The following is a 17,967-nucleotide window of genomic DNA, read 5'->3' on the forward strand; positions in this document are numbered from 1 at the left end:
GAGGCCTGCCGATGCGATGAGCTAGCCACCGACACCCCACTCCGGCTCGAGCAAGCTGCCGCAAGGCGGGGGTTCCAGCGCACGTCAGGGGGTGGTGCGGCCGGCGATGTCTGCGCCGGGGTCGTCGGCCAGCGCGATCACGGCGGTGACACGTTTACCGACCGGCTCCCGGCGTACTTCGTAGGCCTGGCTGACGGCGAGGGTGATCTCCAGTCCGTGGCGGCCGATGCGCTTCGGGTCGGTGGCGGCGATGTCCGGCAGTAGCGGGTCGCTGTCCCATACGGAGACCCGTACCGCGCCCTGGATGATCTGCAGGTCGAGCATGACGGGGCCGGGTGCGTACTTGACCGCGTTGGTGACCAGTTCGCTCACCACCAACTGCGTCATGCCCATCGCCCGCTCGGACACCGGCAGACCGTGCACGGCCTGCACCTCGGTGAGGAAGCCGGTGGCCAGATGTCGGGCGGCCCCGATGCACGAAGGGTCGCCGTCATAGGCGGCCGACGCCGACAGCACGTCCTGTGTTTTCCGTCCCTCGTCCCCCGTGGCCTGCTCCATGCGCCCGCCCTGTCTCACATGATCGTCACACGAACTTCACCGCGTGTCCGGGAAGCATCGCACGGTCACTTCCCGGCTGCCCCGATCCAGGTGCTTTCAGACTGAGGCGCCCGGTTGACACCGGCAGGCGGCATACGCTTGCGTGGAGCAGCGGCCTCGCAGCAGTGAAGGTGGCACCGACGACAGGACGGAGACGCCTATGAGCCAGGCCCGCCTGTCCGTCTCCCAGTGCACCACCGCCGAGGGCGTGCACGTCATCACCCTGGCCGGCGCCATCGACCACACCACAGCCGGTGCCTTCCACCAGGCCCTGACCCTGCCGGCCGACTCCGCCCCCCACGCGGTCATCGACTTCCACGACGTCACCTTCATGGACTCCAGCGGCATCAACGTCCTGGTCGCGGCCAACAACGCCGTCCGCGCCCGCGGCGGTGCACTGCGTCTGGCCGCCGCCCCCACGCGCGTCCTCGAGCTGCTGCGCATCGTCGGTCTCGACGCTCTCCTCCCGCTCCACCCCACCCTCCAAGACGCCCTGGCGCCCACCTCCGCCGCCTGAACCCCCAAGCTTCACCCGCGCCGGCCTCTGCCCTGCCCGCTGCGCTGCGGTGAGACACCCAGGGGTAACCGGCCTTGTCAGCCGAGGATGGTGGTGCCGTCAGCGGCACGTTCAGGGCGTCGGCCAAGCCGGTGGAGGTACGCACAGTTGTGTCATCTGGGACGGCCCCGGGGCGCGCTGGTCGGCGGTGCAGGCGCGTATCGACGCGGCGGCGACTCGACGAAGGGCTGACGGTCGGGTGCGGGGGCCGGCTGCTGTCTCACCGAAGAGAGGCGCCCCCGCCCGGACGGGGGAGCGTGCCGAACGCAGGGGCCCGGGTTAGGCGGGGCTGGGTGCCTCTTCCAGGGAAGACGCCGGCCAGGGGTCCGGCAGTTTCAAGGTAAGGCCGGCAGTCACGGGCAGGCCCGGAAGGAGCTGGGGCCGCGGCTGGGAGCGTCGGCGCCCGGCGGGAGCTTGGTGGCGGCATGCCGTACGCGGGTGGGAGGCGGTGCGCGCCGCCAGGTGCGCGGGCCTGCGGCGAGTCAGGCGGCTGAAGGGTCGGGCAGCAGAGAACACAGCCGGCCAGGAGTGACCGAGGCCGGCGCGGCGGGTTGGAGTTTTTCGTCTGTGATGGATGGCGTCCGACGCCCGAGCGGCTCGGTCAGCGGCGCGCCGTCTCGTCATCGTATGGGACGGCGCATCCTGGGCATTCGGACAGCAGAACACAGTGCTCCTCCCCGGGGAGGGACGACCATGCTGGCGATCATCTCCGCAGTCCTGTTCTTCATCGCCTTCATCATCGGCGCGGTGGACATCGGGACCAACGACCTCTTCAGCCCCACCAACCTCATGCTGCTCGGCCTCACCCTGCTGGCCCTTCACCTCGCGGGTCTGGGCGCGGGGTGGTCGGCCTTCGGCCGCCGGCGCTGACCGGGCGGCTCCCTGTCGGACCGCGGACAGGCTGACCGAGGTGATACGGGAGGGCCAGAGGCCGGTGTGCCCCGCGAGTTGCCCGGGTTGGACAGGCCGCCGCCACCCAAGCTGCCCAGGACGGGGTCAAGGATGCCCCCCAGGCCCTCAACTACACCGCCGCCAAGGAGTGCTACGAACGCGAAGGGCACCTTCGGGTACCGAGGAAACACGTCGAACGCGTCACCATCGGCAGCGGCGACGGGAGCGGCGGCAGCGGCGAGGACCAAGAAGAGAGAGGGGGATCAAGCTCGGAGCATGGGTCAGCAACCAGCGCAGCAGAGCCGCGACACTGACACCGGAGCGGATCGAACAGCTCTCCACCATCGGGATGCGATGGACATGGCGATCGCTGAGGTGTCTGGGCTGTCAGTCGAGTCGGCTGGCAGCCCCGCGGAGCGACTAGGCACGGGCGCGCAGTCGTGACTCCTGCCCTATGAGTCCTTGACGCGGCGCTGCCGGTTCCTGGCTGAGGAAGTGCCGCGGATCTGCGACGGGGCACCTTTGTGACGCAGGGAGCCGACGTTCAGGCTCATGGGGAGAGCAGGTGGATGGCGGCGTGGTACCCGCCGTCTCGCCTTCTGCACCGCCGACCGGGGTGATGACCGCCGTCATCGGTCACGAGGTGCGGGCAGCCGCGCGTCGAGGAGCTGTTCCGCCAGCTGGATCATGTGGTCACCGGGGGCGTCGGTCGCCATGGCTGCCGCGAGGACTTGGGCGCCGTCGAGGATGACCAGGAGCTTGCCGGCGGTGTCGTCGGGGTCCGCGTCGCCTGCTTCGCGGAGCTGTTCGCTGAGCCAGGTCTGCACCTCGGCTTTGTGCGCGACGGCTGCGGCGTGGGCGGGATGGTCCCTGTCGGGGAACTCGCTGGTGATATTGAGTGTGGCGCAGCCTCGGTAGCCGGGCGTGGCCATGTCCTGACGGGTGAGGTCGAACAGGGCCTTGATGCGGGCACGGGGGTCCGGCGCCGCTGCCGCCGCCTCGCGGAGCCGTTCCCACCAGTGCGCGTTGCGGTTGATCAGGTAGGCGGTGACGAGTTCGTCCTTGTTGGCGAACTGGCGGTAGAGGGTGGCGTTGGCCACGCCTGCCGTGCCGATCACCAGGTCCATGCCGACGGCGCGGACGCCGCGGGAGTAGAACAGGTCGCCGGCCACGTCCAGGATGTGCCGTCGCGTCTCCTCGGCCGATCGTCGCACCTGGGGCCTCCTGTTCGGTGCGCGCAAGTCTTCCGACCCCATTATGAGACGGATCGTTCTTTTCAGCAACAGCTTGACAGAGAGAACGTTCCGTCTCATTCTCAGAGAGAACGATCCGTCTCATCGGTCGGGTCACCGGGCGCTGCCGGTTCGGGGCGCCGCACTACCAAGGGAAGACTCATGCAGATCGACTTCACCGGCCGTACCGCCCTGGTCACCGGCTCGACGCTGGGCATCGGCCTGGCCACCGCGGAGGCCTTCGCCCGGGCGGGGGCCCGCACCGTTCTCAACGGGCGCGACGAGGCCCGGCTCCAGGCGGCCGCCGACGGCATCCGCGCCCGGGTGCCGGGTGCGGACATCGTCACCGTCGCCGCCGACGTCTCCACCGCCGAGGGCGCTCAGACGCTTCAGGAGGCGGTACCGGAGGTTGACGTCCTGGTCAACAACACCGGCATCTTCGCTTCCACCCCGGTCCTGGAGATCCAGGACGAGGAGTGGCGTCGCTTCTTCGAGGTCAACGTCCTCAGCGGTGTCCGGCTCGCGCGCCAGTACATGCCCGGGATGATGGAGCGCGGGTTCGGCCGCATCGTGTTCGTCTCGAGCGAGACGGCCATCGACACACCGCTCGACATGGTCCACTACGGCATGACCAAGACGGCCCTGCTGGCAGTTGCCAGCGGCCTGGCCAAGGCCGCCGCCGGCACCGGCGTCACCGTCAACTCCGTACTTCCCGGCCCCACGCACACGGAAGGCATCGAGGAGTACATCACCGCCCTCATCCCCGAGGCGGAGACGTTCGACGCCGCGCAGCGCGAGTTCATCGCCCGGTTCCGGCCGACGTCGCTGATCCAGCGCCTTATCCAGCCGTCCGAGGTCGCCGATCTGATCCTGTTCACCAGCTCCGTCCGCGCCTCGGCGACCACGGGCGCGGCCCTGAAGGTCGAAGGAGGCACCCTCACCTCGCTCACGCCGTGACGCGAGTCCAGCGCCGCCGCCAGCTCAGAGCCCTCCCCAACCAGCTGCCGCGTCAGTGAGCCGCTCGCGCACGACGGTGAGGGCCGGGTTGGCCGGCGCGCCGCGGCGTACCGCGAGGTAGATGGTGTTGAGCGGAGGCGCCTCGGGGCGGTGGAGCTGGGTGATGCGGCCTGCGGCCAGGGCGGGTTCGGCCACGTAGCGCGGTAGCGCGGAGATCCCGGCGCCCGCTTCGACGGCCGCCAGGACCGCGCGCAGGTCGGGGGCGACGAGCGCGACGGGGTTGGCGGGGCGGTGACCGAACTCGCTGCGCCAGTAACGGCGCAGGATCGGCAACTCTTCTCCGTAGGTGACCAGCGGCAGTGCGGCCAGGGCGTCGGCCGGGGCGGTGCGCAGCCGGTCGTCGTCCACGGTGCGGGCCATGGACGGCGGGCCGACGAGGAGGAACTCCTCGTCGACCAGGGGGACGGCGAAGAGCTCCTGGTGTGGGGGCCGGATGGCGGAGACGACCAGGTCGAGCCGGTCTGCGGCCAGTTCGGTGAGGAGATCCTGGGCCAGGCCGAACGCCGCACGCAGGTGCAGTCCGCGGCCGGTGAGCGGGGCGAGCGCGGGCAGTACCCGGAGGGTCATGATCTCGGCCGCGCCACCGATGCGTACCGTTCCGCGCAGTGCCGGCTCGGTCTCCGTGGAGCCCAGGGCGTCACGGAGGCCGTCCAGGTGCAGGCTCACGCGGGCCGCGAGGGCCGCGGCGCGCGGTGTGGGGGTGACACCCTTGCGGGAGCGGATGAAGAGCGGCTCCCCGATCTGGTCCTCCAGGCGGGCGAGCTGGCCGGTGACGGCGGGCTGGGTCACGCCCAGCCTCTGCGCGGCTGCGGAGAGGGAGCCTGCCCGGTAGATCTCCAGGAATGTGGCCAGCAGGTCCAGGCTCGGCACGCGTTCTTCCTTCTTTCGTTGCCCGGGGCGCCCGCCACCGGTGTGCGAGGTGCGGCAGCTCAGTGTAGGGACGGCCTCACGCTGCCCGTGGTGGGTGTGGGCTGGTGTGGGTTGATGTCGTCAGCGGTGGGCGTCCGGATAGAGCCAGTTCCGGAAGAGCCTGCTGAGGCAGGGCATGATCAGGAAGGTCAGCAGCGGGGACGCCACGAGAGGCGCGGTGACCAGCGGGGCGAGCCCGTCGGCGGACAGGACCGTCAGCTGCCCGGCCTCGGGCTCTCCCCCGGGGCCGGTGGGTGCGAGGCCGATCAGGACACGGCCGTCCGCGGCGACGTGCACCGGGCATCCGGGAGCGGCCAGGGGTGCGTGTGTGACGACACGGTCGCTGGCGGTGTCGATGACGAGCAGCGTGGCCGGGGTGGAGGCGTGTGCGTCGTGGCGGTGCAGTGCCATGCCAGCCGCGTAGGCGCGGTGGCCGTCAGGCGAGACCGTGACCTCCTCCATCCCGTACGGTGCGGGGATCCGCCCGGCCAGGGTCCGTTCGGCGAGGTCGATCACGGAGATGAACGGGTCGGCCTTGTTGGTCGCGTAGCCTTTTGCGCCGTCCGGCGTGATGGCGAACCAGTGAGGGCCCCGGGCACCGACCTCGATCCGGTCGACCTGCTTACGGGTGGCGGTGCCGATCACCGCGATCGCTCCGCCGCCGGCGGCCCCGGCTTCGACGGTCACGTACAGCAGTCCGCGGTCCTGTCGGGGGCGAGGCCGTGCGGCGCCACCTCCGGTGCGAGCGACACCACCCCCACGACCTTGCGCTCGTGAGGGTCGACGACGGAGATCTCGTGGGCCTTCTCGCCCGGGTCGGTGTAGACCCCGCAGCGGTGGGTGTGCGAGACATACAGGACGCCGGCCCCCGCGTCGACGGCGATCTCGTACGGCTGGGCAGGACGGGAAGGTCGCCCAGCGGGTCGTAGGTCAGGCCGTCGAAGAAACGCAGCGCCGCCCCGGTGGAGGTGACCACGGCCAGGACGGGCCGCTCCCGCTCTCCGCCGTTCATCGCCGACTGCCCTCGCCGGTCTCCCGGTCGATGAACTCGATCACCTCGTCGTTGGCACCGTAGACGAAAGCGGCCTGGAAGCTCATCGGGTACGGGGCGTCGGTCGTGATCTTCATCGGTCCGGCGAACGGGCGGGCGCCCGCGGCCAGCGCACGCTCGAAGAGGGCGGGGGCATCGTCCGTACGGATGGCGAAGTGGACCAGCGCGGCCACACGGCCACGCTCGGCGTCGGTGGGCCGGCGCGCGGGATCAAGCGGCTGCGACGCCCCACCGGGCGGGGTGGAGCCAGGCGTCGAACAGCTCGATGAGACGGTCGTCACCGGCATCGAGGAACACGGCGCGGGTCGCGCCGCCGCCGAGAGTCCACTCCCGGACGAAGCGGAAACCGAGCCCTCCCGGTGTAGAAGGCGACGGAGACATCCAGGTCGTAGGCGCGGATGGCGATGTGGTCAAGGCCCCGGCCGAGGACAGGAATTGTCACGGGCTTCTCTCTTTTGCCGGCGGGACTGGCGCTGGGTGCGCGGTGCTGGTGGAACTGATCCGGCGGCCGGCAGCGGCGGTGGCCACCGGCCGTCGGATCGGGCTCAGCGCCCTGGTTCAGGCGGAGAGGGCCTTGAGGACGGCCTCGGCCGTGGCCGTGCTCGACTGCGGGTTCTGGCCCGTGATGAGGTTGCCGTCGACGACGACCGTGTTGCTCCAGGCGGCACCCGTGCGCGGGACCGCTCCCCGCTCGCGCAGCCGGGACTCGACGAAGAACGGTGTGTTCTCGCCGAGGCCGCCCTGGCGCTCCTCCTCGTCGGTGAACGAGGTCAGGTCACGGCCGGCGAACGTGAAGCTGCCGTCAGCCGTGGACGCGCTCAGCAGACCGGCGACACCGTGGCACAGGGCGGCCACGGTCTTGCCCTGGGCGTCTGCTTCGTTCAGGAGCCGGCCCAGGTCGGCGTCCCGGGCGAGATCGGCCATCGGGGCGTGCCCGCCCGGGATGTAGATCGCGTCGTAGTCGCCGATGGTGACGTCGGAGAGGGCCAGGGGTGTGGCGAGTTCATTCGCGATGCCGGCGAGGTACGCCTCGAACTCCTCCGCGTCCGCGGCGGAGACGCCGCCCTGCTCGCTGAGGCTGAGCGCGTCGACGGTGGGCTTCACGCCGCCCGGGGTGGCGATGTCCACCTCCACGCCGGCGGCCTTGAGGACGCGGTGGGAGGCGGCGACCTCCTCGGCCCAGAAGCCGGTGGGGTGAGTGGACCCGTCAGCCAGCTGCAGGGTGGCGGCGGCGGAGATGACCATAAGGATCTTCGACATGGATGTGCCTGACCTTGTCGTGGGGAACGGAATGTCACGCGGCGAGCCGCGTGCCGCCGGATATCCGGCGGCTATGTGGACAACCCCAGGATCCATCACCAATCATCCAGACACATCCCGACCGCCATAAGAATTGTTATGAACCGCCGGCACGTGCCGGTACGCCGGTGGATCATCGTCGGCGGCGTACCCCTCCAGCTCCTTGAGTGCCCAGGCGCAACGCCTGGTGGTGGGCATGCCCGCCCATCATCACAACGCGGACGGCGCGCTGCCCGCGCTTGCCGGCGGGCTGTTGTCCGCCGTGGCCGGGACGGCAGCAGTCCCGGACAGCGCCTCTTGGTCGTTGAACGGCGCCGGGCCGCAGTGGCGCCGCACGGCGGTGGACGGCACGCATGAAGAATCCGCCTGTTGAGGGGCGCGGGGCGCCTTCTACGGGCGGTGTTCCCCCTGGCCGGGCCAAGGCGCGTGGACGGCGAGGACGGCCGCGTCGTCGTCGACGCCGGCGCCGAGGGCGGCGAGGAGGTCGCGCATGGCCGCGACAGTGCGTCGCGCGGTGGTGGGGGCCAGCCCCCGGACGAAGTCGAGGAGGGCGTCGTCGCCGTAGCGGTCGCTGCCGCTCGCGGCGGTGTGCGCTTCGGTGAGGCCGTCGGTGTAGAGGAGCAGGGTGTCGCCGGGTGCCAGGCGGAAGGTGGTGGTGGCGATGGTGGCGTCGGGGAGGATGCCGATGAGCTGGCCGCCGGGAGTGGGCAGGTGGTCGGCGGTTCCGTCGGCGCGGAGCAGCAGAGCGGGCGGGTGACCGCCACCGGCCAGGGTGATGCGGAAGCCGCCCTCCTCGTCGTCGGGGGTGAGAAGGCCGAAGAGGACGGTGCAGAACCGGGGGTCGTCGGCGCCGGAGTATTCGTGGACGAGGACGGTGTTGAGGTTGCGCAGCACGGCGGCCGGGTCGGGGTCGTATACGGCCGCGGCGCGCAGGGTGTAGCGCGCCAGGGAGGTGACGGCGGCCGCGGCGGCGCCCTTGCCGCAGACGTCGCCGAGGAAGAGGCCCCAGGTGCCCGAGGCGAGGGGGAAAAGGTCGTAGAAGTCGCCGCCGACCTCGTCGGCCGAGGCGATGTGGTAGTAGGCGGCCACGTCCAGCCCCGGTACGTTCTCCAAGGCCGGCGGCAGCAGGGACGCCTGCAGGGTGGCGGCGAGCTGCTTCAGCCGTTCGCGTTCGCGTTCGGATTCCTGGCGGGCGCGCAGCAGCTCCTCCTCGTAGGAGCGGCGCTCGCGGGCTTCGAAGACGGTGGTGCGGATCAGTCGGGGCTGTCCGTCCTCGTCCGTCTTGACGGTCGACGTCACGAGGACCGGCAGTCGGCTGCCGTCGGCCCGTTTCAGTTCCAGCGCGATGCCGCTGATCTCCCCTTGCATACGCAGCAGCGGCGCGAAGTGTGTCTCGTGATAGAGCCGCCCGCCGACGGTCAGCAGGTCGGAGAAGGTCCGGCGGCCGACCAGGTCCGCACGGCGGTGACCGAGCCAGGCCAGCAGGGTGGCGTTGACCTTGACGATCGTTCCGTCCAGGGCAGTGGACAGGAAACCGCAGGGCGCGTTCTCGTACAGGTCCTCGGTGCTGTCCTCCAGCAGCGCGGCGGAGGGCGAGTCGTCGTCGGGGGGCTGAGCGGGGGCGGGCCCGACGCCGTCGCCGCCGGTTCCGCTCACCATCGCGGGGCTCCGGACGGGGCGGTGACCGCCTGGGAAGACGTGGCCCTTCCCGAGCCCGGCTCATGGCAAAGGTCCAGCACGCCCTCCACGGTAACCGTCCGGGCCGGGGCGGCGCTCCTCGGATGTCGCCTCTTCGCCGTCCGCCGCCGGGTGGTACGGGTGCGGGCGAGCGGCCGTCCGGGCGCCGTGGTCGGCGCGCTGTTCTCTGGCTGGGCGGTCGTTCCTGTCCCTCACGCACTGCCACCGGTCGGGCCCCTCGCGTGTCGTCGCTGCCCACCCGCCGTCAACGGCAGCGGGCCCGGAATGCCATCGGAGGACCCGATCAACCGTCTTACAGATGATTCACCTCGACGAAGCCCGTTCCGATGATCCACTGCGTCGTTACGTCAGGTGACCGGACCGCACGGCCGGAAGAGATCCAGCGGAAGGAAACCAGTAGAGATGTACGGCGCACGGCGTATCGCGGTGGTTGCTTCGATGGTGGGCATGCTGATGGCGGTCCCCGCCGGGCTGGCCACGGCCCATGCCGGTGACGGTGACGCAGGGGCCGGCGGTGTGCTGTCCAACCTGTCGGGCCGGAACTCGTCCGGCCACGCCAATCTCTGCGGCACGGGCAAGCTGGCGCTCCTGAAGGAGCGCACCTGTGTGGCCGAGGACAACGGCAAGGGCGGCGGCGACCAGGCGGGTCCCAGCGGCGGCGTCCTGTCCAACCTCCTGTTCGCCCGTAACGCCTCGGGCCACAGCAACAACTGCGGCAACGAGACGGTCGCGGTGCTGAGCCGCACCACCTGCGTCACCGTGGACAACTCCGGCCGCTGACATCGCGTCACGGAAAGGGGGCCGGAGAACGGCGAGAGGGTGGCCCACCACCTCCCCCTGAACGACCCGTGGCCCTCGAGATCTCTGCTGCGTACTCTCAGAATCCCTCCATCAGACCGCTGCCGCCGCCACCCTTGCCCGCCGGATCTCCACCCAGACCGACCTCAATGCACAGGTGAAGATCTGAGGCGTATCAGAACTGCTGAGAGAACTCCACGACACCGAGGTGCCGGGGGCGCGGAGGCGTTGCTCACGGATCGCCGACCATGTCTCGCTCCGGCATCCGTCGAGAGTCACCGATCTGTCGCGTGATCTGGAGGTGAAAGGCTTCCCGAAAGCGGCCCCGTCATTGGCCGACAGGGCCGCCCACCAGATCCCCCCTGCCGGATCTGCGGGAGACCAGCCGCCTCCATCAGTGCCTACTGGACACGGGCCACGGCAAGGCGGCGAACGTGCTCGCCCGGCGGGCCGCCAACGCCGGGATGTTCAGCCTCTTCCTGGCTTCCGAAACGCCGCAGGCTGCCGAACGGTTCCGCCCTGGCCGAGAACCGGACGGCGCGCCGACCGCGGCGTGGACGTGGAACGACCTTGCCTGACGGCCCTCCCGACGGCGGCTTCAGCGGCCCGCGCATCGAGTAAACGCCGGCACCGGCCCACCCTCTGGGATGGGCGATGCCCCACCGTCGGCCTCGTGCGGGCGGCGGGCCGTGATCCCGTCCCCGGCGGTGGTCGCGAACGGGCGGCGCTCTTGGAAGCGACCACCGTGTTGGTCACCGCTTTGCAGGGCAGCGAGGTCCTCGAGCGATGATCCGCCGTGCCCCCAAGCCAGTGCACTCATGGCCCCGCCCGACAAGCGGCCGACGCCCAAGGGTATGAGGCCGCGCGATGAACAGCGTTTGTACTTCCCAGCGCCTGAGCTGACCACGATGATCCACCGTGTGGTGCGGGGCACACGGCTGCCCGCCATGACCGTTCTTCAACGAGGGCGACAACCCACGGCCACCGTCGTCGCCGCGAGCGTCCCTGCGGCTTCCACAGGGTCGTCCATCACCGCCGCAACGTCGTCGAACGCCGCTCCACCGCCTCAAGCAGTGGCGCGGCATCGCCACCCGCTACGACAAACAGCCCGACCGCTACCTCGCTGCCATCACCCTGGCCAGCACACTCATCTGGCTCGCAGCCCGATTGACAAGACGCTACCCAGCGCTTTCTGGTGCGGACGGCGCCGCCGCCCGCTGTTCCCCGGTCGTCAGGCCAGGCCGGGGAACAGTGCGACCCAGCTCGGGCGGGGCGCATCTTCGACGCGAGCGCCTGGACCGGAGGACTCCTCACAAGCAGCGCGTTGTCCCGTCATCCCGGCTCGATCGAAGGATGCTGGTGACACCATGCGAATGTTCTGTGTCATCGCCGTCCTGGTGGGCGCGAATCTGCTCAACAATTGGTTCGCGCCCGGCGCCTATGTACCCACCTGCGTGGTCGCGGCTGCCGCGCTGCTGCTGATCGCCCGGTGGGACGGTCTCACCCGCGCCGATCTCGGGCTCGACACGGCTGCGCTGTACCGGGGGCTTCGGTGGGCATCGGTCCTGGTGGGCGCAGTTCTTGCCGTCCTCTTGGTCGGGCTTGCTCTGCCGGCCACCAGGGAGGCGTTCGAGGACGAACGCGCCGCCGGCCTGACCCTTGGGCAGCTGCTGTGGCGGGTGCTGGTCCGGGTGCCGGTCGGCACCGTGCTGCTGGAGGAGGTCGCCTTCCGCGGTGTCCTGTGGGCCATGGTGCGGCGTCGGCGTGGTACTGCATGGGCCACGACTGTGTCGTCGTTGTTGTTCGGGCTCTGGCATGTGCTTCCCTCGCGCGGGCTGAGCCAGGTCAACACGGCCGCAGCGGTCCTCGGCACGGGACCGGCAGGCAGGGCGCTGTCGGTCGCGGTCGGCGTTGTCGCCACGACCGCAGCCGGGGTCGTCCTGTGCGAGTTGCGGCGCCGGTCCGGAAGCCTCCTGGCGCCCGCGGCACTGCACTGGGCCGTCAACGGCTTCGGCTATGTGATGGCCTGGGCAGTACCACGATGAAGGGGCGAGGACTGAAGCCGCAGTGCTGGATCAGGTTCGGCACCACGACTGCCCAGAGAGCGTCGGCGGCGTCAGCCGCTACGGCTCGCCCGAACTGGAGCCCGGCTGGAGCCCGGCTGGGCAGACTGGCCCGTCATCGGTCGGCCATCGTCGAGGAGGACCGCGCCGGCATACTGCCCGACCGGGCCACTGCCCTCACTCGTTCCTCGGGGCCGGGCTGGCGTGCGGGCCGATCATCGGGAGCGAGGGAGGTGCTGCCCGCCGACAGAATGCCCGCCGGGTACCGGGAACGGGTGACGGCGAGGACGCGCTCGAGGGGTTGGCGTCATCGCGTGGCCAAGCGCCATGGCTGCCGCTGGAGGAGGTGGGCAAGCTGCCCGGGGCCGTCCTTCAGCCGTGATGGCACCTCAGAGGCACTTGTGCCGCCATGGAGAGACTCCTGGCCATCGGTCTTAAGGGTGTACTGGCCGTACACCCCTCATCAGTGACTGGTTGCCCGTGCGTGGCGCCGGTTTGCTGAGCGGCGTGGCACCCAGCCTGCCTGATCGACCCTGCTTCCTCTGCCGATGACGATTCGCTCCTGCCGCGCTGTCGTGTGCGGCCGGTCCGTCCGCGACACGAGAGTCCACGTATGTCCTTTGAATCGCCCGACTCCGTAGTTCCGCTTCCCTCCGACACCAGCGAGCACTCCGAGCCGCCCACCCGGCGCACGTTTATCGCCGCCAGTACGGCGGTCGGCGGCGCCGTGATCGCGGCCGGTGTGCTCGGGGGATCACCGCTTGCCGGAGCGTCCGCCGCTGACGCGTCTGACGCGGCGCCTTCGACACGGGTCTCCCTGACGGTCAACGGTGCCCGTCGCACCGTGACGATCGACAACCGCACCTCGCTGCTTGACCTGCTGCGCGAGCACTTCGGTCTGACAGGCTCGAAGAAGGGCTGCAACGCCGGCGCCTGCGGGGCATGCACCGTGCTGGTCGACGGGCGCCGGCAGAACGCCTGCCTCATCCTCGCGGTGCGTCTGGAAGGGGCCGAGGTCACCACGATCGAGGGCCTGGCCGACGGTGAGGATCTGCACGCGCTGCAGCAGGCGTTCATCGACCAGGACGCCTTCCAGTGCGGCTACTTCACCCCCGGCCAGATCATGTCCGGCGTCGGCTGCATCCAGGAGGGCCACACCGGCTCGCCGGAGGAGATCCGGGAGTGGATGAGCGGCAACATCTGCCGCTGCGGCTGCTACACGAAAATCGTGCGCGCGGTCGAGCAGACCGCGGGCCGGAAGTAAGGAACGGCCACCATGCATCCCTTTTCCTACACCCGCGTCTCCGACACCCGGCAGGCCCTCGCCGCGGGCAGCCGCGGCGGGCGCTACATCGCCGGGGGGACCACGCTGGTCGATCTGATGCGGGAGACCGTCGAGCGCCCCGAGGCGCTTGTCGACATCAGCGGCCTGCCGCTCGGTGACGTCAGCGTCACCGAGCGCGGGGGCCTGCGCATCGGCGCGCTGGTGACCATGGCCGAGGCCGCCGCCGACCGCAAGGTGCGGACCCTGTATCCGGTCATCGCCGAAGCGCTGGAGCTGAGCGCTTCGGCCCAGCTACGGAACATGGCCACCATCGGCGGCAACATCATGCAGCGCACCCGGTGCACCTACTTCCGTGACGTGACGGCCGCGTGCAACAAGCGCGAGCCGGGCTCGGGGTGCGCTGCCCGCGAGGGCTTCAACCGCACGCACGCCATCCTCGGCACCTCCGACTCCTGTGTGGCCACCCACCCCTCCGACGTCGCCGTGGCATTCGCGGCGCTGGAGGCACGGGTGCACCTGCTGGGCCCGGACGGGAAGGGCACCGTCCCCTTCGCGGATTTCCTGCGGCGGCCGGGCACCACACCCCACCGTGAGCACGCCGTCCAGCCGGGCGATCTGATCACCGCGGTGGAGATCCCGGCCCATCCGCGTCCGCTCAGGTCGGGCTACCTGAAGGTGCGCGACCGGCAGTCCTACGAGTTCGCCCTGACCTCGGCGGCCGTCGCACTGCATGTGCGCGGCGGGGTGATCCGCGAGGCGAAGGTCGCCGCCGGCGGCGTGGGCACCGTGCCGTGGAAGCTGCCCGCGGTCGAGCAGCACCTCATCGGTGAACGACCCTCCGAGGCTTTGTGGGCAGCCGCCGCCGCGAAGGCGGCGGACGGAGCCCGCCCGCTGCGGCACAACCGCTTCAAGCTCCAGCTGCTGAACCGGACCGTCGAACGCCAGCTGCGCATCGTAGGAGAGAACGCATGAGCCCCCAGCCTCAGGCAGCCGTGGGTGCGCCGCTGTCCCGGGTGGACGGCCGGGCGAAGGTCACCGGTCAGGCACTGTATGCCGCCGAGCACGACGTCGACGGGGCGGTGCACGCCGTCATCGTCGACGCGAGCATCGGCCGCGGCCGCATCACCTCGATCGACACCCGCGACGCCGAAGCCCACCCCGGCGTGCTGCGGGTGATCAGCCACCGCAACGCGCCGAGGCTGCCGTACCGCGACAACGCCGGGTCGAACAACCCGCCCGGCCGCAGACTGCGGGTCTTCCAGGACGAGAAGGTCCTCTTCCACGGCCAGCCGGTCGCCGTCGTGGTGGGCACCACCCTGGAGGCCGCGCAGCACGGCGCGAGCCTGGTCAGGGTCGCCTACGACGCCGAGCAGCCCTCGACGGACCTGGCCGAGGCCGAGCCGGGCGAGCCGACGGCTTACGCGCGCGGCGATGTCGAGGCCGGGCTGCGGTCGGCGGCCGTGCGGCTGGACCTGAGCTACCACCTGGCGCGCAACCATCACAACCCGATGGAGCCGCACGCCACCATCGCCCGCTGGAACGGCAACCGGCTGACCGTGTGGGACAAGACGCAGTGGGTAATGGGCACGCGGGACGAACTCGCGACCGTGTTCGGCCTGCCCCAGGACGCTGTGCGGGTCATCTCGCCGTTCGTCGGCGGTGCCTTCGGCAGCGGGCTGCGCTGCTGGCCGCACACGGTCGTCGCCGCACTGGCGGCGCGCGAGACGCGCCGCCCGGTCAAGCTGGTGCTGACCCGCAAGCAGATGTTCTACGGTGTCGGCTTCCGGCCCTCCTATACGTATCGTCTGCGCCTCGGCGCCGACCGGCGCGGCCGACTGGTCGCCATGGACCACGCCATGGATCACGAGACGTCCTCCTACGAGACGTTCACCGAGGGCGTCATGGACCCGGGCCGGATGCTCTACAGCACGCCCCACGTCCGCCAGGCGTACCGGACGGTACCGCTGGACGTGAACACCCCCATCTGGATGCGCGGCCCTGGCCCGGCGACGGCGTCGTACGTGATCGAGTCGGCGCTGGACGAACTCGCCCACGAGCTCGGTGTCGATCCGATCGAGCTGCGCCGGCGCAACGAGCCGGCCGAGGACGAGTCGTCCGGACTGCCGTGGTCCACGCGCCGGCTGAGCGAGCGTTACACCGTGGGCGCCCGCGAGTTCGGCTGGGACCGTCGGCCCACGCGGCCGCGCTCGCGGCGGGAGGGTGACTGGCTGATCGGCATGGGCATGGCCGCGGGGGTCTACCACACCGCGCGTATGCCTGCCCGGGCCCGGGTCCGGCTGGACGCCGACGGCACGGCCGTGGTGGAGACCGCCTCCAGCGACATGGGGCCGGGCACCTACACGTCCCACACTCAGGTCGCCGCCGACGCGCTCGGGCTGACCATGCGCGCGGTGACCTTCCGGCTCGGCGACTCGCTCTACCCGCAGACCGGGCCGCACGGCGGCTCGATGACGATGGCGAGCGTGGGCTCCGCCGTCCTCGACGGCTGCGACCGGGTGCGCAGGCAGGCGATCGAACTGGCCGTGAGGGACGAGGATTCGCCGCTGTACGGGGTGGCCGCCGACGAGGTCGTGGTCCGCGGCGGCCGGCTGCACGTGAGGAACAACCCGGCTCGGGGCGAGACGTACCAGCGGCTGCTGACCCGCAACAACCGCTCCCGCCTCGAAGCGGACGGATCCTATGCCGGCCCGGCAAGTCCCGAGCGTCACTCCGTTCACGCCTACAACGCGACCTTCGCCGAAGTGGCTGTCGACGCCACACTGGGCCTGGTGCGGGTGCGGCGGATCCTGGGCGTGTACGACGCCGGACGCATCATCAGCCCCAAGCTCGCCGACAGCCAGGCGATCGGCGGCATGGTGGGCGGCATCGGCCAGGCACTGATGGAGCACACGGTCACCGACCACCGCGACGGGCGGATTGCGAACGCCGGCCTCGCCGACTACCTCGTCCCCGTCAACGCGGACGTCCCCGACCTCAGGGGGATCTACCTGGAGGGCGAGGACAAGGAGGCCGACCCGCTCGGCGTCAAGGGGCTCGGCGAGGTCGTCATGGTCGGCGTGGCGCCGGCGATCGCCAATGCGGTCTTCAACGCCACCGGCCGCCGCGTCCGCGATCTGCCCATCACCGCCGAAGCACTGCTCTGACCCGTGCACCTTCCGGTGCACCGCACGGCGTCCGGCAGCGGCAGACCCCGCGCTGTCCGCCGGACCCCGGGCCGCCGCCGCACCCGCCCCCGTCGGGAGCGGCGGCGGCCCGCCCGACCAACTCCGTTCCGCCCGCGCCCGGGAGAGCCCATGCTGAACATCGCGGACACACTGCACCGCTGGTGCCGCGAGCAACGCCCCTTCGCCCTGGCCACGATCATCGGCGTCTCCGGCAGCGCACCCCTGCCGGCCGGAACGTCGGTCGCGGTGGACGAGGACGGCACGGTCGTCGGCAGCATCTCCGGCGGCTGTGTCGAGGGGCAGGTGTACGAGCTGTGCCGCCAGATCCTCCACGACCAGGAGGCTCCACGGCGGGCCTGGTTCGGCTATTCCGACGAGGACGCCTTCGCTGTCGGACTGACCTGCGGCGGGGAACTCGACGTTTTGGTCCAGCGCATCGATCCCACGGCACAGCCGCACCTCACCAGAGCCCTCTCCGAAGCGGCCGGCGGCCGGACCGCCGCCGTGGCGCAGGTCGTGGACGGCCCCGCGAACCTCCTGGGCGGCCTGGTCACCCTCCACGGTGACGGCCGCATGTCGGGCACGGACCTGGACGCGGACACGAGCCGTGCCGTGGCGGAGCAGGCAGCCGCGCTCCTGCGGGCCGGACGCACCGCCCGCAGCACCCTCGGCGGCGACGCCGCCACCTGCCCCGAGCGACTGACCTTCCTCGTGCACGTCGCGGCCACCCGGCCCCGCCTGCTCGTCTTCGGCGCCATCGACTTCGCCGCCGCCCTCAGCGAAGCGGGCCGCTTCCTCGGCTACCACGTCACCGTCTGCGACGCCCGCCCCGTCTTCGCCACCCCCGCACGCTTCCCCCACGCGCACGAGATCGTGGCCGACTGGCCCCACCGCTACCTGCGACGCACGGCGGTGGACGAACGCACGGCGATCTGCGTCCTCACCCACGACGCCAAGTTCGACATCCCCCTCCTGCGCCTGGCACTCGACCTCCCCGTCGGCTACATCGGCGCCATGGGATCCCGGCGCACCCACACCGAACGCCTGCGCCTCCTCAGAGAAGCAGGGCTGACCGAGGAGCAGTTGACCCGGTTGCGCTCTCCCATCGGTCTCGACCTGGGCGCCCGCACCCCCGAGGAGACCGCCGTGTCCATCGCGGCGGAGATCATCGCCTGCACGAACTCCGCCACCGGCCGGCCTCTGTCCCGCACCACCGGCCCGATCCACCGGCCCGCTCAGCCCGCCGGGTTCCCACACCCAGGGCCTCGTTTCCCTGCCGAGACGCGCAGCCGCCGCGGTGCCGCGTACACCAGGACCCTCCAGCCCTGACCTCCCGCCCCGATACGGCCTGTGCACGAGGGAAGTGCTGGGGGCGCACTCGGTGAT

General features: G+C 71.0%; 18 protein-coding genes. 11 read left to right on the forward strand and 7 right to left on the reverse strand.

What is annotated here, in order from left to right:
• Positions 1–84 precede the first annotated feature (84 nt).
• Complete coding sequence (locus ACIG0D_RS22215) at positions 85–558, reverse strand: ATP-binding protein (RefSeq protein ID WP_399803457.1); 474 nt, start codon at positions 556–558, stop codon at positions 85–87.
• Between the two features lie 199 nt (positions 559–757).
• Here ACIG0D_RS22215 and ACIG0D_RS22220 point away from each other — a divergent pair, with 199 nt between their 5' ends.
• From ACIG0D_RS22220 to ACIG0D_RS22230, 3 genes are all read left to right on the forward strand, one after another.
• Positions 758–1,114 carry an STAS domain-containing protein gene (locus ACIG0D_RS22220; RefSeq protein WP_399803460.1) on the forward strand — a complete coding sequence of 119 codons (357 nt, stop codon included), beginning with the start codon at positions 758–760 and terminating at the stop codon, positions 1,112–1,114.
• Positions 1,115–1,846: 732 nt separating this feature from the next.
• The gene (locus ACIG0D_RS22225) at positions 1,847–2,023 is read left to right on the forward strand and encodes a hypothetical protein (protein ID WP_399803462.1); all 177 of its coding nucleotides are present in this window, start codon (positions 1,847–1,849) and stop codon (positions 2,021–2,023) included.
• Positions 2,024–2,192: 169 nt separating this feature from the next.
• Positions 2,193–2,468 carry a helicase associated domain-containing protein gene (locus ACIG0D_RS22230; RefSeq protein ID WP_399803465.1) on the forward strand — a complete coding sequence of 92 codons (276 nt, stop codon included), beginning with the start codon at positions 2,193–2,195 and terminating at the stop codon, positions 2,466–2,468.
• Between the two features lie 205 nt (positions 2,469–2,673).
• On the opposite strand, the gene ACIG0D_RS22235 is transcribed toward ACIG0D_RS22230, so the two are convergent.
• Positions 2,674–3,258: a TetR/AcrR family transcriptional regulator gene (locus ACIG0D_RS22235; protein ID WP_399803468.1), complete on the reverse strand. Its 585-nt coding sequence runs from the start codon at positions 3,256–3,258 to the stop codon at positions 2,674–2,676.
• 180 nt (positions 3,259–3,438) lie between these two features.
• Here ACIG0D_RS22235 and ACIG0D_RS22240 point away from each other — a divergent pair, with 180 nt between their 5' ends.
• Positions 3,439–4,233 (forward strand): SDR family NAD(P)-dependent oxidoreductase, encoded by a 795-nt coding sequence (locus ACIG0D_RS22240; RefSeq protein WP_399803471.1) that lies wholly within the window; start codon positions 3,439–3,441, stop codon positions 4,231–4,233.
• A gap of 24 nt (positions 4,234–4,257) precedes the next feature.
• Here the strand turns inward: ACIG0D_RS22240 and ACIG0D_RS22245 are convergent, their stop codons facing one another.
• The 4 genes from ACIG0D_RS22245 to ACIG0D_RS22260 all read right to left on the reverse strand — a co-directional run bounded on the left by ACIG0D_RS22245 (position 4,258) and on the right by ACIG0D_RS22260 (position 7,513).
• Positions 4,258–5,163, reverse strand: coding sequence for a LysR family transcriptional regulator (locus ACIG0D_RS22245; protein WP_399803474.1), 906 nt, complete (start codon positions 5,161–5,163; stop codon positions 4,258–4,260).
• A gap of 120 nt (positions 5,164–5,283) precedes the next feature.
• Positions 5,284–5,889, reverse strand: coding sequence for a hypothetical protein (locus ACIG0D_RS22250; protein ID WP_399803476.1), 606 nt, complete (start codon positions 5,887–5,889; stop codon positions 5,284–5,286).
• A gap of 321 nt (positions 5,890–6,210) precedes the next feature.
• Positions 6,211–6,426, reverse strand: a complete 216-nt coding sequence (locus ACIG0D_RS22255; protein WP_399803479.1) for a hypothetical protein — start codon at positions 6,424–6,426, stop codon at positions 6,211–6,213.
• 385 nt (positions 6,427–6,811) lie between these two features.
• Positions 6,812–7,513 carry a type 1 glutamine amidotransferase domain-containing protein gene (locus tag ACIG0D_RS22260; RefSeq protein ID WP_399803481.1) on the reverse strand — a complete coding sequence of 234 codons (702 nt, stop codon included), beginning with the start codon at positions 7,511–7,513 and terminating at the stop codon, positions 6,812–6,814.
• Positions 7,514–7,715: 202 nt separating this feature from the next.
• Between ACIG0D_RS22260 and ACIG0D_RS22265 the strand changes: the two genes are divergently transcribed.
• A complete protein-coding gene (locus ACIG0D_RS22265) occupies positions 7,716–7,925 on the forward strand; it encodes a hypothetical protein (RefSeq protein WP_399803484.1) in 210 nt (69 codons plus the stop codon).
• Between the two features lie 17 nt (positions 7,926–7,942).
• Here ACIG0D_RS22265 and ACIG0D_RS22270 read toward each other — a convergent pair whose 3' ends face one another.
• Positions 7,943–9,211, reverse strand: a complete 1,269-nt coding sequence (locus tag ACIG0D_RS22270) for a SpoIIE family protein phosphatase (protein WP_399803487.1) — start codon at positions 9,209–9,211, stop codon at positions 7,943–7,945.
• A 441-nt stretch (positions 9,212–9,652) separates the two neighbouring features.
• Between ACIG0D_RS22270 and ACIG0D_RS22275 the strand changes: the two genes are divergently transcribed.
• From ACIG0D_RS22275 to ACIG0D_RS22300, 6 genes are all read left to right on the forward strand, one after another.
• On the forward strand, positions 9,653–10,030 hold the full coding sequence (locus tag ACIG0D_RS22275; protein WP_399803490.1) for a hypothetical protein: 378 nt from the start codon (positions 9,653–9,655) through the stop codon (positions 10,028–10,030).
• 1,391 nt (positions 10,031–11,421) lie between these two features.
• Entirely contained in the window at positions 11,422–12,093 is a 672-nt protein-coding gene (locus ACIG0D_RS22280) for a lysostaphin resistance A-like protein (protein ID WP_399803493.1), read from the forward strand.
• A gap of 631 nt (positions 12,094–12,724) precedes the next feature.
• Entirely contained in the window at positions 12,725–13,375 is a 651-nt protein-coding gene (locus ACIG0D_RS22285; RefSeq protein WP_399803496.1) for a 2Fe-2S iron-sulfur cluster-binding protein, read from the forward strand.
• A 12-nt stretch (positions 13,376–13,387) separates the two neighbouring features.
• Entirely contained in the window at positions 13,388–14,368 is a 981-nt protein-coding gene (locus tag ACIG0D_RS22290) for an FAD binding domain-containing protein (protein ID WP_399803500.1), read from the forward strand.
• Positions 14,365–16,560 (forward strand): xanthine dehydrogenase family protein molybdopterin-binding subunit, encoded by a 2,196-nt coding sequence (locus tag ACIG0D_RS22295; protein WP_399803503.1) that lies wholly within the window; start codon positions 14,365–14,367, stop codon positions 16,558–16,560. The genes ACIG0D_RS22290 and ACIG0D_RS22295 overlap by 4 nt, the downstream gene beginning before the upstream one ends.
• Before the next feature lie 150 nt (positions 16,561–16,710).
• On the forward strand, positions 16,711–17,910 hold the full coding sequence (locus ACIG0D_RS22300) for an XdhC family protein (protein WP_399803506.1): 1,200 nt from the start codon (positions 16,711–16,713) through the stop codon (positions 17,908–17,910).
• The last annotated feature ends 57 nt before the right edge of the window (positions 17,911–17,967 follow it).

Source organism: Streptomyces sp. NPDC052773, from assembly GCF_044547145.1.
Classification (GTDB): domain Bacteria; phylum Actinomycetota; class Actinomycetes; order Streptomycetales; family Streptomycetaceae; genus Streptomyces.

Bases quoted from the DNA above. Each gene is read 5' to 3' on its own strand.
- ACIG0D_RS22300 (WP_399803506.1), top strand. From the start codon at position 16,711: ATGCTGAACATCGCGGACACACTGCACCGCTGGTGCCGCGAGCAACGC.
- ACIG0D_RS22215 (WP_399803457.1), bottom strand. From the start codon at position 558: ATGGAGCAGGCCACGGGGGACGAGGGACGGAAAACACAGGACGTGCTG.
- ACIG0D_RS22270 (WP_399803487.1), bottom strand. From the start codon at position 9,211: ATGGTGAGCGGAACCGGCGGCGACGGCGTCGGGCCCGCCCCCGCTCAG.
- ACIG0D_RS22280 (WP_399803493.1), top strand. From the start codon at position 11,422: ATGTTCTGTGTCATCGCCGTCCTGGTGGGCGCGAATCTGCTCAACAAT.
- ACIG0D_RS22225 (WP_399803462.1), top strand. From the start codon at position 1,847: ATGCTGGCGATCATCTCCGCAGTCCTGTTCTTCATCGCCTTCATCATC.
- ACIG0D_RS22275 (WP_399803490.1), top strand. From the start codon at position 9,653: ATGTACGGCGCACGGCGTATCGCGGTGGTTGCTTCGATGGTGGGCATG.
- ACIG0D_RS22260 (WP_399803481.1), bottom strand. From the start codon at position 7,513: ATGTCGAAGATCCTTATGGTCATCTCCGCCGCCGCCACCCTGCAGCTG.
- ACIG0D_RS22240 (WP_399803471.1), top strand. From the start codon at position 3,439: ATGCAGATCGACTTCACCGGCCGTACCGCCCTGGTCACCGGCTCGACG.
- ACIG0D_RS22290 (WP_399803500.1), top strand. From the start codon at position 13,388: ATGCATCCCTTTTCCTACACCCGCGTCTCCGACACCCGGCAGGCCCTC.
- ACIG0D_RS22295 (WP_399803503.1), top strand. From the start codon at position 14,365: ATGAGCCCCCAGCCTCAGGCAGCCGTGGGTGCGCCGCTGTCCCGGGTG.
- ACIG0D_RS22285 (WP_399803496.1), top strand. From the start codon at position 12,725: ATGTCCTTTGAATCGCCCGACTCCGTAGTTCCGCTTCCCTCCGACACC.
- ACIG0D_RS22220 (WP_399803460.1), top strand. From the start codon at position 758: ATGAGCCAGGCCCGCCTGTCCGTCTCCCAGTGCACCACCGCCGAGGGC.